Origin of the sequence: Steroidobacter sp. (genome assembly GCF_016790065.1) — a bacterium.
Classification (GTDB): domain Bacteria; phylum Pseudomonadota; class Gammaproteobacteria; order Steroidobacterales; family Steroidobacteraceae; genus Steroidobacter.
Window position 1 is genome coordinate 69,457 of record NZ_JAEUPY010000254.1, and the last position, 14,614, is coordinate 84,070.

Here is a 14,614-nt window from a genome sequence, read left to right on the forward strand (position 1 = left end):
TCCGGCAGGAGCAAGCGATGAAATTCGTGGCATGCACGCTCGCGACCCACGGTGAGGCGATTCTCGACATCCTCAACGAACAGATCCGCACCTCCACGGCTGTGTACGAATATGAGCCACGCACGTCCGAGAGCATGGTGGCCTGGTTCAAGGCCAAGGACGCCAAGCAATACCCGGTGATCGGCGTCGAGGATCAGGCCGGCAGCTTGATGGGCTTCGCCACCTACGGCGTATTTCGCGAACGGCCGGCGTACAAGTACACAGTTGAGCATTCGGTGTATGTGCACCAGGATCACCGGGGTAAGGGATTGGGCCGGGTGCTGATGGAGCGCCTGATCGAGGCGGCTCGGGCGCAGGACTTACATGTGATGGTGGGCGGCATCGATGCGACCAACGCGGTCAGCATCGCCCTGCACGAGCAGCTGGGCTTCGTACACGCCGGCACCATTCGGGAGTCGGGCTACAAGTTCGGCGGCTGGCTGGACCTGGCCTTCTACCAGCTGACTTTGCAGACCCCGCGACATCCGCAGGACGGCTGACGGCTGACGGCTGCAAGAATTGCGTGTCCGGCTTTTGACGCCGAGCCAGGCCAGCCACGACGCACTTGTGGAGCACGTCACACTTGGCCGCGCCAAGATTTTGTCGGCGCCCTGCGGTGTGTCGCAGTTCACACTGTGTTTTTCGCGTATTTCTCTGTCGAATTAATCACTTGCATGCTCGCTGCACAGCGTGGCACGTGGCTTGCTCTAAAACCCGTGCGCCCCATGCGACCAAGTAGTACTCGAGGAATGTGCGATGTCTGATGCTCCTGCCGACGAAGCTCCTGCGGCTCCCGCCGGCAAATCCAAAATGCTGATCATCATCCTGTGCTCGGTGCTCGCGGCCGGTGCGGCTGGCGGCGGCGTGTACTTCATGACCGCCAAGAAGAGCGGCGGCGACGAACACAAGGCCGAGGAGGCGCATGAGGCGCCGGCCGCGGTCAAGACGCCGGCCATCTACAGCAAGTTCGATCCGCCGTTCGTGGTCAATTTCCAGAACAAGGGCATGACGCGCTTCCTGCAGGTGAGCATCGAAGTCATGACCCGCGATCCGGCCACCGCCGAAATGATCAAGCAGCACGACCCGAAGTTGCGTAACGACCTGCTGATGCTGCTCGGCGGCCAGACGTTCGAAACGCTGAGCTCGCGCGAAGGTAAGGAAGCGCTGCGTACTGAGGCGCTGAAAGCAGTCGCCGACGTGGTTGCCGCCGAGGGCGGCAAGGCGGAGAACGTCGAGCAGCTCTACTTCACCAGCTTTGTGATGCAGTAGGCTGATCGTCAACCTGGCCGTCAACCAACCTGTAGAGATTGAGACATGTCCGGCAGTGACATTCTAAATCAAGACGAAATCGACGCCCTGCTACACGGTGTAGACAGCGGCGCGGTTAAGACTGAAGAGCCCGCCACCCCCGGCGAGGCGCGCAATTACGATTTTTCCAACCAGGTTCGGATCGTGCGCGGGCGCATGCCCACGCTCGAAATGATCAATGAGCGGTTTGCGCGCCTGTTTCGGATCAGCCTGTTCAACCTGCTGCGCCGGACGCCGGAAGTCGCGGTGGCGCCGGTGAAGATGCTGAAGTTCAGCGAATACGTGCATTCGTTGCACGTGCCGACCAATTTGAATCTGGTGAAGATCCTGCCGTTGCGCGGGACCGGCCTGATCGTCATCGATCCGAAGCTGGTGTTCGCCACCGTCGACAACTTCTTCGGCGGCAGCGGCCGTTACGCCAAGATCGAAGGCCGCGAATTCACCGCCACCGAACAGCGCATCATCCACATGCTGCTCAAGCATGTGTTTGCCGATTTGAAAGAAGCCTGGTCACACGTGCAGCAGCTGGACATCGAATACACGAATTCCGAAATCAATCCGCACTTCGCCAACATCGTCAGCCCCACTGAAATCGTGGTGATCACCAGCTTCCATGTGGAGTTGGACGGCGGCGGCGGCGACATCCACATCACCATGCCGTATGCGATGATCGAGCCGCTGCGCGAATTGCTGGACGCCGGCATGGCGAGCGACCGCGTCGAGCACGACGAGCGCTGGGTGAGTGCGCTGAAGGAAGAGATCGAAGATGCGGACGTGGAATTGACCACGCTGCTGGGCCGTTCCAAGTTGACCATGCGGCAGCTGATGGACCTCAAAGCGGGCGATGTCCTGCCATGCGATTTCACCGGCCGCGCCACGGTGCTGGCCGAAGATGTGCCGATCTTCAGAGGTACTTTCGGAGTTTCCAACGGCCAACAGGCCGTCCAGATCGAAGATCGGATTTCCCGTGTTCGTCCGCGGTTGCTGGACGCTTTGAACGCGAAGGTTTGATGCCATGAGCATGAGTAGAGAAGCGATGGAAGCGGCGCAGGCCGCGCAGTTTGCCGAGTTGCTGGAAAAGGAGCAGCGCGACCGTGCGCCGGCACCGGCCGAAGCGGCCAGCCCCTCGATGCCCGGCGACGTGAACCTGGACGTGATCCTCGACGTGCCGGTGACGTTGTCGATGGAAGTGGGGCGCACGCGCATCCCGATCCGCAACCTGTTGCAGCTCAACCAGGGTTCGGTGGTGGAACTGGACCGCGCCGCCGGCGAACCGCTCGACGTGTTCGTCAACGGCACTCTGGTGGCGCACGGCGAAGTGGTCGTGGTGAACGAGAAGTTCGGCATCCGTCTCACTGACGTAATCTCGCCGTCCGAGCGCATCCGCAAACTGAAGTGAGTCGAGTCGACGTGAGTCAGGCCAAGATTTTGATGCCGCGTAACTTGATGCTGTCCGTCGTTCGTGGCGTGGCGCTTCGAGGCTTGGCGGTGACGGCTGCGATTGCCGCCTTGTGTTTAGCTGCGCCGATGGTGTTCGCCGCCGAAAAATTCGCGGCGCCTGAGGTTTCTCAAGCTCCCGCGGCGGTGGGTGCCGGGAGCCTCACTCAAGTGACGTTGTCGCTGCTGCTGGTGCTGGGCGTGGTGTTTGCCGCTGCCTGGGTGACGCGCCGCCTGCGTGGCTTCGGTCGTTTCGGTAACGGTGCTCTGCAGGTCGTTACCGAAATCGCCGTCGGCACCAAGGAACGCGTAGTGCTGGTGCAGGTCGGCAAGCAGCAGTTGTTGCTGGGGGTTGCACCGGGGCGCGTCAGCACGCTGCACGTCCTCACCGAACCAGTGACACCGCAAACTGCGACCACAACAGTGACTGTCGCGGCCGATGGATCGACGCCGCAACATCCCACCGATTTCAAAACAATTCTGAAGCGGAGCCTTGGACTGTGATGCGTGCTTTGGACAAGCTGCGTGGCCGGGGTTTCGGGCGATATGCCTTAGCGGCCGTGCTGTTGCTCGCGCCGTTCATCTCGTTTGCGCAAGGGATTCCGGCGGTGACGGTGAGCACCGCGCCCGGCGGCGGCCAGCAGTATTCGCTGACCTTGCAGATTTTGATCCTGATGACGGCGGTCACGCTGTTGCCGGGCATCGTGCTGATGATGACCGCGTTCACTCGTATCGTGATCGTACTGGCCATTCTGCGTCAGGCGTTGGGCGCCGGCCAGGCACCGCCGAATCAAGTGCTGATCGGCTTGTCGTTGTTTCTGACCTTGTTCGTGATGGGGCCGGTGGTCGATCAGATCAACACCCAAGCGGTGCAGCCGTTCATGGAAGGCAAGATGGATGCGACCACTGCCATGAACACCGGCGTCGAGCCGCTCAAGAAATTCATGCTCGATCAGACGCGCGAGACCGACATCGCCACGTTCGTGCGCATCTCCGGCGGCCAGGGCTTCGATAAGCCTGAGGACGTGCCGTTGCGCATTCTGGTGCCGGCGTTCGCCACCAGCGAACTGAAGTCCGCGTTCCAGATCGGTTTCCTGATCTTCATTCCCTTCGTGATCATCGACCTGGTGGTGGCCAGCGTGCTGATGTCCATGGGTATGATGATGTTGTCGCCGGTGCTGATTTCCTTGCCCTTCAAATTGATGCTGTTCGTGCTGGTCGACGGTTGGGGTCTGATCATGGGCACCTTGGCAGCGAGCTTCTACACATGACGCCCGAAACCATCATGACCATCGGGCGGCACGCGCTCGAAATCACCATGCTGCTGGCTGCGCCGTTGTTGATTTGCGCGCTGGTCATCGGCTTGCTGGTGGGCGTGTTTCAGGCGGCCACGCAAATCAATGAAATGACTTTGTCGTTCATTCCCAAGTTGATCGGCATGGCGGCCACCTTGATGATCGCCGGCCCGTGGATGCTCAAGCTCATCGTCGGTTATACGCGCGAGCTGTTCGAAAGCATTCCGGGCCTGATCGGCTGATCGATCCGATTCAGTTGCGATGATCAATATCACCACAGGACAGCTCGAAGCCTGGCTGGCTCAGTACCTGTGGCCGTTCATTCGTATCGGTGCTTGTTTCATGATGGCGCCCATTTTCGGCGCCAACTTCGTGCCGCCGCGCGTGCGCTTGCTGTTGGCCGCGGCGATCACGTTCATCGTCGCGCCGCTGGTGCCGGCGCCGGACGTGGAAGTGTTTTCCTTCGCCGCCGTGGTCGTCACCCTGCATCAGGTGCTCATCGGCTTCGCCACCGCGTTTACCTTGCAGCTGATTTTCGACGCGCTGGCCATGGGCGGCCAGTTGCTGGCCAATACCATGGGCTTGGGCTTTGCGTTCAACGTCGATCCGTTGCGTGGTGTCAGCACGCCGGTGCTCGGCCAGCTGTACATGATTCTGGTGACCTTGACGTTTCTGGCCATCAACGGTCACTTGGTATTGATCGAGGCGCTGGTGCAAAGTTTCAGCACGCTGCCAGTCAGCATGAGCGGTCTGGACGGCCCGATGATCTGGCGTCTGGTGGAGTGGGGCAGTGAATTGTTCGCCGGCGCGTTGGCAGTGGCATTGCCGGGCATGGCGGCGTTGCTGGTAGTGAATCTCGCGTTCGGCGTCATGAGCCGCGCGGCACCCACGTTGAATTTGTTTGCTGTCGGTTTCCCGATCACGCTGATCGCGGGTCTGGTGATCATGTACGTCGGCCTGCCCTCGGTGCTGGCTGCTTTCGGTAACTCGCTCGAAGCGGCGTTCGGAGTGATCCGCACGTTGCTCAAGATCACGCCATAGGTGAACCATGGCAGAGGGCGATGACGCACAGGAAAAAACCGAAAGTGCCACTCCCAAGCGCCTCGAGGATGCGAGGCGCAAAGGCCAAATCCCCAGATCCAGGGACCTGAGTGCAGCGGCGGTGACCATGTCGGCGGCTACCGCGCTGTACATGATGGGCGATCAGATCGCCGGCAAGTTGTATGTCCTCATGCAACGTAGCCTCACCATCTCGCGTGAAGAAGCACTTGATGCCAGTCAGATGGTGCCGGCACTCGTCACCGCTGCCATCGATGGCTTGAGGATCTGCGCGCCGGTGCTCGGAATCATTTGTCTTGCGGCCGTGCTCGCACCGTTGGCGCTTGGTGGCTTCGTCTTCAGCACCGAATCGCTGATGCCACAGTTCAATCGTTTGAATCCGCTCGAAGGCGTCAAACGCTTGTTCTCGATGCGCGCCGTGATGGAACTGGTCAAGGCGCTGGCCAAGTTCGGCATCGTCGGCCTGGTCGCGGTCATCGTGCTTTGGAAAGATGCCAGCATCTTGCTGAATCTGGGCCAGGAGCCGCTCGACCAAGCCATCGCGCACACCATTACTTTGGCCGGCAAGGCCTTGATCTCCATCACGGCCGGCTTGTTGATCATCGCCGGTATCGACGTGCCGTATCAGCTGTACACGCACGCCAAGCAATTGAAGATGAGTCGCCAGGAAATCCGCGAAGAGCACAAGGAATCGGAAGGCTCGCCGGAAGTGAAAGGCCGCATCCGTCAGTTGCAACAGCAGTTCGCTCGCCAGCGCATGATGCAAGACGTGCCCAAGGCCGACGTGATCGTCACCAACCCGACCCACTTCGCGGTGGCCTTGCGTTATGACGAGAACCGGATGCGGGCGCCGATCGTGGTCGCCAAGGGTGTCGACCTGGTCGCCGCGCGTATCCGTGAGATCGCCAGCGAGCACAACGTCCCGATCTTCGAGGCGCCGCCGCTGGCGCGTGTGTTGTACAAAAACGTCGATATCGGTGGGGAGATCCCCTCGGCCGTGTATCAAGCGGTCGCTCAAGTGCTGACTTATGTGTTCCAGCTGCGCGTCGCCAAGCGTTCCGGCTTCCAGCCGCCGCCGCGCCCGGATGTGACGGTCCAGGAATGATGCGGTAATTTCCCAACGCCACGGACCTTGGCATAGACTCGGCCTCACTGGGGGAGGATCGTCCGAGGTCGTCTATGACCGAATCGCTGCTTGCGTTATCGCCCGAGGAGCTACTGCCGACCCTGGCCGTGCCCGGGACCGGCGTGCCCGAGGTGCTCGAGTTCGGTAACCGTCTGTCCTTGTCCATCGATCAATACCGGCTCAGTCAGCGCTACGACGGCCTGATCTACGGCACGGACATGATCAAATTTCACGTCCGGCTGGCCGGCCGGCGTTCGTTGACCTTCGACGGCTACGACATGCTGGCGCTGGATGACACGGCAACCGCCGTCCTGCTCCACGACCGCGACCTGCCCAAGACCGACCACATCCTGGCCGATCACGACGAAGTATCGATTACGGTCGCGATGGACCGGGCGCGCTTTCTGGAATATCTCGATGCCGGCAATACCGACGTGCCGGTGGCGCTCGAAGATGTCATCAGTCGCTATGCCTATTCGCCGCGCCTCGCGACGGCAGTGCCTACGCCGGATGAAATCCGCCTGGCCAGGGAAATTCTCGGCTGCCGGCGCACCGGCCCGTTACGTAAGATGTTTCTCGAAGCCAAGGCGCTGGAGTTCGTACATATAGTGCTGGAGCATCTGGTGTCGCCGGCCGAAGCGCGAGCCTCGTCGGTGCGCCTCACCGATCGCGACAAGCGCCGCTTGCACGAAGTGCGCGAGCGCTTGGAAGCCACCTTCATGGAAGGCGCCCGCATCGAAGACCTGGCGCGTGAGTTCGGCTTGAATCGAAACAAGCTTTGTACCGGCTTTCGCAGCCTGTTCGGCGTGTCCATTTTCGACTTCGCCAGCGGCCTGAGAATGAGCGAGGCCCGGCGGCTGCTGCGCGAGTCCCGCCTCAGCGTGTCGGAAGTGGCTCTGTCCGTCGGCTATTCGTCCACCGGCGCTTTCAGCTCGGCTTTCCACCGTTGCTTCGGGCATTCCCCTAGCGAGGCGCGCGGCCTGATCGTCTGATCGGCCTGAGCGATAGTGACGATCTCGAATGTCTTAGTGACAATCGCGCAAGCCAGCCAAACCGGCATCGCGTAAAACTCTCCCCAACAACATTCGGGGAGTAGTAGCCAGTGAGCCATGCGTCACCGACGCACGCCGCGCACCGTTTAGGTTCGTGGCGTGCGCTGGCCTTAGTTGCCGTTGCCGCCGTCCTGTCCGCCGGCTGTTCGAAGCGGGAAGCAGCGAGCGCACCGGCCGCCGACGCCGGTTGGTTGACCGGCGGCCACGATGCCGCCCAGACCTATCACTCCCCCCTGAAAAAGATCGATGCCGACAACGCCGGCCGGCTCGGCTTTGCCTGGGACTACGATCTCGAAACCACGCACGGACAAGAAGCTACGCCGGTGGTCGTCGACGGCGTGATGTATGCAAGCGCGCCTTGGGGGTTCGTCCATGCCCTCGATGCGCGCACCGGTCAGCGCAAGTGGGTGTTCGATCCCAAGGTCGATAACGCCATCACCAGCAAAGTTTGTTGTGGCATCGTCAGCCGCGGGCTCGCGTTCGCCGAGCATCGCGTGTTCGTTGCTTCGATCGACGGCAAGCTGTTCGGCCTCGATGCCAACGACGGCAAGGTGCTGTGGCAGGTCGACACCATCGTCGATCACGAACGCGGTTACACCGTTACCGGTGCGCCCTACGTGGCCGGCGATGTCGTGGTCATCGGCAACTCCGGCGGCGAGTTGGATGCGCGCGGCTACGTCAGTGCATACAAAGTTTCGTCCGGCGAACTCGCGTGGCGCTTCTACACCGTGCCCGGCAGCTCGAACGGTCCGTTCGAACATCCCGAGTTGGAACAAGCCGCCAAGACTTGGGATCCGCAGTCCCGTTGGGACGTCGGGCTCGGCGGCACCGTGTGGGACGGCATGGCCTACGATGCCAAGTTGGATCTCTTGTATGTAGGCGTCGGCAACTCTGCCTTGTATCCGCGCAAGTTGCGTAGCCCGAGCGGCGGCGACAATTTGTATGTTGCTTCCATTCTCGCGATCAACCCGAAGACCGGTCGTCTGGTGTGGCACTACCAAACCACGCCCGGCGATCAGTGGGATTACACCGCTACCCAGAAAATGATTCTGGCCGATCTGCGCATCGGCGACCGGACGCGGCAGGTGCTGATGCAGGCACCGAAGAATGGATTCTTCTATGTGCTGGATCGCGCCACCGGCGAATTGTTGTCCGCCAAACCGTATGTGCCGGTGAATTGGGCGACCGGCGTCGATCAGAAAACCGGTCGGCCCACCGAGTCGGGGCTGGCCGATTACAGCAACGAGCCCAAGCTGGTGTTTCCATCGCCCGCCGGCGGCCACAACTGGCATCCCATGGCGTTCAATCCCGAGACCGGATTGGTTTACATCCCGACGCTCGAAGCCAGCGCGGTGTTCTGGATTCCCGAAGCGCCGTACACCTACATCAAAGGCGGCCCCAACGCCGGCGCGCTGTATGCATTTCCGGCCGCGCAAGCCGGTAACTGGGGCTTGGAAGGCGCCGCCGCGAAACATCTGAAGCCGCTGGCCGAACTCAGCAAGGGACAGCCGGATACAACGATTCGCGGTTTCCTGCGTGCGTGGGATCCAGTCGCACACAAGGTCGTGTGGGAAGTTGAAACGTCGGGCCCATGGGTCGGGCAGATGAATGCGATATGGAACGGCGGCGGTGTCATGACGACGTCCGGCAACCTCGTGTTCCAAGGACAATCGACCGGCGCGTTACATGTGTATCGCGCTACCGATGGTCATCCGCTCGCCGCCATCGACATTGGCACCAGCATCATGGCCGCGCCGATGACCTATGAACTCGACGGCGTGCAATACGTCGCAGTGATGGCCGGCTTCGGTGGCGCTCTCGGCGGCGTGCATCCGGTCGGGACCGCTGCGGAAAGGTATGGCAATGCCGGGCGCATCGTTACATTCAAGCTCGATGGCGGCGCGGTGCCTCGTCCGGCCGAGTTGCGACATGAGTCGGCCGTGCCGCGTCCTTCTGTCGAGCGCTTTGGCTCAGCGGCAGATATCGATGCCGGCAACGAGCTGATGAAGCGCAATTGCGCTCGGTGTCATGCGAACCAAGGGCCGGGCGCCATTCCCGATCTGCGCTGGATGAGCGCCGACACGCATCAACACTTCGACGACATCGTGATGAAGGGCGTGCGTGCCTCCAAAGGCATGGGCTCGTTCGCTGGGGTCATCACCTCCGAGCAAGCTCAACAGATTCGTGCCGCTGTGGTCGATTCGGCCTGGCGTGCGTACGAAGCCGATCAGAACACTCCCCAGTCCGCGCCGCATGTGCCGGACTCTGGTCCTCACATTCCGGTCAAGCCGGGCTCCGCAGCCTCCGAGGTTTCTCGCTGATGTCATACCTGAGAACGTTACTTGCCGCCTGCGTGTTGTGCGTCGGGCCGACGGCGCTCGGCCAGAGCGCTGCCTCTGACTCGGCGCTGGGTGCTGCCGAGAAGATGATCGCCAGCTGCTTCGCTTACGCCGCTGCTAACAAGATGCCGCCGGTGAGTGTGGTCGTCGTCGATGCGAGCGGTGCGCTCATCGCGGCGAAGCGGCAAGACGGCGCGATGCCGGTGTCCGGCGATGCGGCTTTGCTCAAGGCTCGCACTTCGATACGCACGCGTGCGCCGACGGCTGTGCTTTCACCCATCGTTCAAGGTGACGCCGGAACGCGCGACGCATTCATCACCATGCAGTTGACGGCTATTCCGGGCGGCGTGCCGTTCTCGCGCGGCACTGAGGCTGTCGCCGGTGCGGTTGGAGTTTCCGGTGCGCATCCGGATCAAGACGCGGCCTGTGCGACGAGCGCAGTCGGTGCGGTCAAGGCCAGCAGTTGAGAGAGTTCATGATCCAGCGTATTCGTCGTGCTTCGCGTTCTGCTGCCGTGATCGGAGCGGTTGCTTCAGTACTGTTCGGAGTCGGCGGCGTGCACGCTGCTGAGCAAGCGTCGAGTGTGGTCGTCCACTGCGGCACGCTGATCGATCCCGCCGTGTCGGCGCAGCCGCTGACGGAACGCTCGATCGTCATCGAACAAGGCCGAGTCGTTCGCGTCGATTCCGGTTTCGTCGCAGCCCCTGCAGGGGCGCAAACCGTCGATCTTCGACAGGCGACCTGCCTGCCGGGCTTCATCGATAGTCACACCCATCTGACCATGGACTTCAGCAAAGGCAGTTATCTGAGCAAGTTCGTCGATACCGACGGCGACATGGCTTACAAGGCAGCGCGCAATGCCAAGACTGTATTGCTGGCTGGCTTCACGACGGTTCGCGATCTCGGTAGCCAGCACCTGATCGACGTGGCGCTGAAGAACGCGATTGAGCGTGGCGATGTGGCTGGTCCACGCATGTTGGTTGCAACCAATTCACTTTCGATCACCGGTGGCCACGCCGATCCGTCGGCGGGTTATCGCGAAGAGTTGTTTCATCCCACCGAAGCCGATGGCGTCGTTGACGGCGTGGATAGCGCGATTCGCGGCACACGCATCGCCGTCAAGCGCGGCGCAGATGTCATCAAAGTCACAGCGACTGGCGGTGTGATGTCCGTGGCCGATCATGGCTCGGGCCCGCAGTTCACGTCGCCTGAGTTGCTGGCCATCGTTGAGACCGCGCGCGACCACGGTTTGAAGGTGGCCGCTCACGCGCATGGCGATGCAGGCGCGTATCTCGCCGTGGCGGCGGGCGTTGCTTCGATCGAGCACGGCACGTACCTGACTCAGAAGACGTACGCGCTGATGAAAAAGAATCACGTTTATCTCACGCCCACAGTGATTGCGGGCGTCTCTGTCGCTGAAGCGGCGAAGACGCCGGGATTCTTCCCGCCGTCAGTCGCCGCGAAGGCGTTGGAGATTGGACCGCTGATGGTCGCAGCGCTTGGTCGCGCGTGGAAGGCAGGTGTGCCGATTGCGTTCGGCACCGACTCGGGCGTGTATCCGCACGGGCGTAATGCACGCGAGTTCGGTTACATGGTGGAGGCGGGCGTGCCGGCGGTCGAGGCGATTCGCTCAGCCACGCAGAACGCCGCCGATCTACTCGATCGCAGCAAGGACATCGGCAGCCTGCAGCCCGGACGTTTCGCGGACATCGTCGCCGTGCAAGGCAATCCGCTGGCCGACGTGCGTTTGCTGGAACAGGTTTGGTTCGTGATGAAGCAGGGACGCATCTATAAGGCAGACGGCAACGCCGTCGCATTCTGAAAAATTTATTCCGAGGTCATCCCGTGAATACTCGATCTCATCTTGCAGCCGCGGCCACCGCGGCGGTCATCGCCGGCACGCTGCCGTTAAATGTTCTCGCGCAGGAAGCCGCGAGCAATCAAGGCTTGGAGGAAATCGTCGTTACGGCGCAGAAGCGCGAACAGAAGCTGCAAGATGTGCCGATGGCGGTTACTGCCGTGTCTGGCGCGCAGCTCGAACAGCAGGGCATCACGCAGTTCCAAGACTTGTTGCGTAGTGTGCCTGGCGTGTCGTTCGCGGGTACCGAGCCGGGTCAGAGTCGTTACGCGATTCGCGGCGTGAGCACCGAGGCTTCCAGCCCGACGGTGGGTGTGTATCTGGATGACATTTCGTTGGTGTCCATCTCCACCAACTTCGCGGGCGCCATCGATCCGGCGTTCTTCGATTTCGAGCGCGTCGAAGTGTTGAAGGGCCCGCAAGGCACGTTGTACGGCGGCAGCGCCATGGGCGGCGCCATCAAGTACGTGAGCCGGCAGCCGGTGATCGGCGAGAACTCGTTCTCCACCGCGGCTGGTTTGTCGACCACTCGGGGCGGCGATCTTTCCTATGAGGCCGAAGGTGTGGCGAACGTTTCGGTCGTAGATGACAAGCTGGCCGTGCGCGGCGGCGTGTCTTATCGCAAGACCGGCGGCTACATCGACAACGTCGCCAACGGCCAGACCGAGGTGTGGACCCGTAGCACGACCTTGCCGCCGGCGGCCATCTCGCCGACGCGCTATTCGACGCTGAGCACGTTCAAAGACGACGCTACTAACGAGCGCGATCTGCTGTCAGTGCGGTTGTCGGCCAAGCTCACGCCCACCGATTCGCTGTCCATCGTGCCGGCGGTGTTCTATCAAAAGAGCGAGAAGGAGGGCACCGACAGTTACTTCACCAATCTGCCCGACTTCCAATCGTCGTATCGATTCGCTCAGCCCACCGATGATAAAGCCGGCATCTACAGCTTGACCATTACCAATGACTTCGGCCCCGTGACCCTGACTTCCATCAGCGCGTACGTCGACCGCGAGGTCAATTGGGATCGCGACTACTCGTTGTTCATCGGTAATCTGGCGGGCGCGTTCTTCCCGTACGATTCGTACAATACCTCGGACACCACGACGGAGACTTTCACTCAGGAACTGCGCTTGTCGGGCGAGGCGTTTGGCGGCCGTCTGCAGTGGGTGGGTGGCCTGTACTACGCCGATCAAGAGGATCGGCTGCTGCAGATCGTGGCTACCCGAGGTGCGGGTGCTGATTTCGGCTTGGGCACCGACGTGACTTACATCGGCGACCAGCGCACCGATAGCAAACAGTTCGCGGCGTTCGGCGAGGTCACTTATGAAATCGTGTCCAACGTCGACCTGACGTTGGGGCTGCGCTATTTCGATGCCGAGCAAACGGTGAACGGCGACTTCGACGGTATCTTCAACGGCGGTGCCAGCACGGTCGACAACAAGAAGAGCAGTGAAGACGGTGTAACGCCGAAAGTGTCGGTGACCTGGCGTGCCACGCCGGACAACTTGCTGTACACGACGGCGAGCAAAGGTTTCCGTCAGGGCGGCCCGAACCGATTCAACACCAACAGCCCGCTGTGCGCACCGGACTTCGAACGCCTCGGCATCGATCGCGTGCCCGACAGCTACCGGCCCGACACGCTGTGGACCTACGAGGTCGGCAGCAAGAATCAAGTGCTCGACCGTCGGGCGACGGTGAATGCCGCGGTGTACTACACCGACTGGAGCAAGATTCAACAGCAAGTGAACTTGCCGACTTGCGGCTTCCAATTCGTCGGTAACGTCGGCGCGGCTGAGATCAAGGGCGCCGAGCTGGCCATCGAAGCGGCGGCGACTGATGCGCTCACGTTGGGCGGCACTGTCAGCTACACCGATGCCGAAATCTCTGCGTCCTCGCCGGGTGTATCGGCACAGGTCGGGCAGTCCGTGCTGGATACGCCGGAATGGATGGGCAATGTGTACGGCGACTTCAAGTTCCAGCTGACCCAGACCATGGATGCGACCTTGCGCGCCGAGTATCAGTATCGCGGTTCGAGCTTGCGGCAGTTCGATACCACGATGCTGGTGACCTATCCGAATGCGACCTCGGCCAACGTGGCCAACATGACCCAGATCCAGGACTCGTACGACATCGTCAATGTGAATCTGACGGTGTTTCGTGGCGACTGGCAGTACCGGTTGTTCATCAACAATCTGTTGGACGAATCGCCGTATCTGGATTTCTCCCGCACTTCCGGCGAGTCCTCCGCGACCACCCTGCGGCCGCGGACCATCGGTGTCGGTGCGCGTGTGAACTTCTAACGCCGTCATGGCGGGGGCGGCCGTCCGCCCTCGCCAACCCCGATGGCCAGTAGACACTCGCGCTACAGTGTCTACACTTGCTCCTCGTCGACTAGACCAATAACGAACGGCGCTTGCTGCCGGCAGTCGGACAGGGAGAAGGACTTTGAAGCGTTCCACTTTGGTAATCGTGGTGATGACGCTCGTGGCCGTGGCCGCCATCGTGGCCCTGATCGCCTGGAAGGAGGCGCTGGACCAGCGGCTCGGCGTCGAAGGCTACAAACAAATCCTGCAGTTCTCGCTGATCACCGTCATCGGCGGCTTGGTGTCGGTGCTGTACGGCGAATTCAAACGCGAGCAGGAGCAGAGAGCCCTCTATCGGGCGCACCTGCTGGGTTTCTACAATGGCCTGCTCGGCCAGTACAACAAGTCGAAGAAACTTCGCCGGTTATTGCGGGCGTTGGTTGCCAAGAGCTCGGTACTCTCTGCCGCCGACTGCGAAGCTCGCTACACCGAGCTGCTGATGCAACTGGAAGAAGTGCAACTCGAGTTCGAGTCGTGCCGGCGCCAGGTAGAAGTGCAGGGCCGTGTATTTCCTCAGCACGATTTCATCGTGCCTTTGCTGGAGACGATGCAGCATTCGTTACGCGGCGTGGTGCGTGAATACGAAGACGGCAAATTCGCCCACTGCGGCAGCATCTCCTTCACCGACCTGCCTCACCTGCGCCAATACCTCGTCGAAACCGCCGACGGCGGCACCTTCGTCGCCGAAGTCTCTCGCCCTTTCGAACGCATCGAAGGCGCGCTACTGGCGGAGTTGGA

13 protein-coding genes and 2 pseudogenes are annotated in these 14,614 nt (G+C 61.4%); all 15 read left to right on the forward strand.

The genetic code is table 11. The features are described from left to right. Positions 1-17: 17 nt before the first annotated feature. On the forward strand, positions 18-539 hold the full coding sequence (locus JNL55_RS11145) for a GNAT family N-acetyltransferase (RefSeq protein WP_293852896.1): 522 nt from the start codon (positions 18-20) through the stop codon (positions 537-539). Between the two features lie 256 nt (positions 540-795). Next, positions 796-1,308 (forward strand): flagellar basal body-associated protein FliL, encoded by a 513-nt coding sequence (gene fliL, locus JNL55_RS11150; protein WP_293852897.1) that lies wholly within the window; start codon positions 796-798, stop codon positions 1,306-1,308. Positions 1,309-1,353: 45 nt separating this feature from the next. Next, a complete protein-coding gene (gene fliM, locus JNL55_RS11155) occupies positions 1,354-2,358 on the forward strand; it encodes a flagellar motor switch protein FliM (RefSeq protein WP_293852898.1) in 1,005 nt (334 codons plus the stop codon). Continuing rightward, positions 2,357-2,746 (forward strand): annotated as a pseudogene (fliN, locus tag JNL55_RS11160) (flagellar motor switch protein FliN); the annotation flags it as partial. The gene fliM and the pseudogene fliN, both read left to right, overlap by 2 nt. 11 nt (positions 2,747-2,757) lie before the next feature. Continuing rightward, positions 2,758-3,288: a flagellar biosynthetic protein FliO gene (gene fliO / locus JNL55_RS11165; protein ID WP_293852899.1), complete on the forward strand. Its 531-nt coding sequence runs from the start codon at positions 2,758-2,760 to the stop codon at positions 3,286-3,288. Continuing rightward, positions 3,288-4,055 (forward strand): flagellar type III secretion system pore protein FliP, encoded by a 768-nt coding sequence (gene fliP / locus JNL55_RS11170; RefSeq protein ID WP_293852900.1) that lies wholly within the window; start codon positions 3,288-3,290, stop codon positions 4,053-4,055. The genes fliO and fliP overlap by 1 nt, the downstream gene beginning before the upstream one ends. Continuing rightward, the gene (gene fliQ / locus JNL55_RS11175; RefSeq protein WP_293852901.1) at positions 4,052-4,321 is read left to right on the forward strand and encodes a flagellar biosynthesis protein FliQ; all 270 of its coding nucleotides are present in this window, start codon (positions 4,052-4,054) and stop codon (positions 4,319-4,321) included. Before fliP ends, fliQ begins: the two co-directional genes overlap by 4 nt. Positions 4,322-4,340: 19 nt before the next feature. After that, positions 4,341-5,120 carry a flagellar biosynthetic protein FliR gene (gene fliR, locus JNL55_RS11180; protein WP_293852902.1) on the forward strand — a complete coding sequence of 260 codons (780 nt, stop codon included), beginning with the start codon at positions 4,341-4,343 and terminating at the stop codon, positions 5,118-5,120. 7 nt (positions 5,121-5,127) lie between these two features. Continuing rightward, on the forward strand, positions 5,128-6,243 hold the full coding sequence (gene flhB, locus JNL55_RS11185) for a flagellar biosynthesis protein FlhB (RefSeq protein WP_293852903.1): 1,116 nt from the start codon (positions 5,128-5,130) through the stop codon (positions 6,241-6,243). A gap of 74 nt (positions 6,244-6,317) precedes the next feature. After that, on the forward strand, positions 6,318-7,256 hold the full coding sequence (locus JNL55_RS11190; protein WP_293852904.1) for a helix-turn-helix transcriptional regulator: 939 nt from the start codon (positions 6,318-6,320) through the stop codon (positions 7,254-7,256). Between the two features lie 110 nt (positions 7,257-7,366). Then, the gene (locus JNL55_RS11195) at positions 7,367-9,637 is read left to right on the forward strand and encodes a PQQ-dependent dehydrogenase, methanol/ethanol family (RefSeq protein ID WP_293852905.1); all 2,271 of its coding nucleotides are present in this window, start codon (positions 7,367-7,369) and stop codon (positions 9,635-9,637) included. A gap of 143 nt (positions 9,638-9,780) precedes the next feature. Continuing rightward, a pseudogene (locus JNL55_RS37425) lies at positions 9,781-10,038 on the forward strand (GlcG/HbpS family heme-binding protein); the annotation flags it as partial. Between the two features lie 92 nt (positions 10,039-10,130). After that, positions 10,131-11,477 carry a metal-dependent hydrolase family protein gene (locus JNL55_RS11205; protein WP_293852907.1) on the forward strand — a complete coding sequence of 449 codons (1,347 nt, stop codon included), beginning with the start codon at positions 10,131-10,133 and terminating at the stop codon, positions 11,475-11,477. Positions 11,478-11,500: 23 nt separating this feature from the next. Beyond that, positions 11,501-13,813, forward strand: a complete 2,313-nt coding sequence (locus JNL55_RS11210; protein ID WP_293852908.1) for a TonB-dependent receptor — start codon at positions 11,501-11,503, stop codon at positions 13,811-13,813. Between the two features lie 145 nt (positions 13,814-13,958). Continuing rightward, the coding region (locus JNL55_RS11215) for a hypothetical protein (protein ID WP_293852909.1) at positions 13,959-14,614 on the forward strand (656 nt) is incomplete at its 3' end.

What these genes read in the sequence shown, in the direction of transcription:
- JNL55_RS11145 (WP_293852896.1), top strand. Translation starts at nt 18, where the DNA reads ATGAAATTCGTGGCATGCACGCTCGCGACCCACGGTGAGGCGATTCTC.
- fliL (WP_293852897.1), top strand. Translation starts at nt 796, where the DNA reads ATGTCTGATGCTCCTGCCGACGAAGCTCCTGCGGCTCCCGCCGGCAAA.
- fliM (WP_293852898.1), top strand. Translation starts at nt 1,354, where the DNA reads ATGTCCGGCAGTGACATTCTAAATCAAGACGAAATCGACGCCCTGCTA.
- fliP (WP_293852900.1), top strand. Translation starts at nt 3,288, where the DNA reads ATGCGTGCTTTGGACAAGCTGCGTGGCCGGGGTTTCGGGCGATATGCC.
- fliQ (WP_293852901.1), top strand. Translation starts at nt 4,052, where the DNA reads ATGACGCCCGAAACCATCATGACCATCGGGCGGCACGCGCTCGAAATC.
- fliR (WP_293852902.1), top strand. Translation starts at nt 4,341, where the DNA reads ATGATCAATATCACCACAGGACAGCTCGAAGCCTGGCTGGCTCAGTAC.
- flhB (WP_293852903.1), top strand. Translation starts at nt 5,128, where the DNA reads ATGGCAGAGGGCGATGACGCACAGGAAAAAACCGAAAGTGCCACTCCC.
- JNL55_RS11190 (WP_293852904.1), top strand. Translation starts at nt 6,318, where the DNA reads ATGACCGAATCGCTGCTTGCGTTATCGCCCGAGGAGCTACTGCCGACC.
- JNL55_RS11205 (WP_293852907.1), top strand. Translation starts at nt 10,131, where the DNA reads ATGATCCAGCGTATTCGTCGTGCTTCGCGTTCTGCTGCCGTGATCGGA.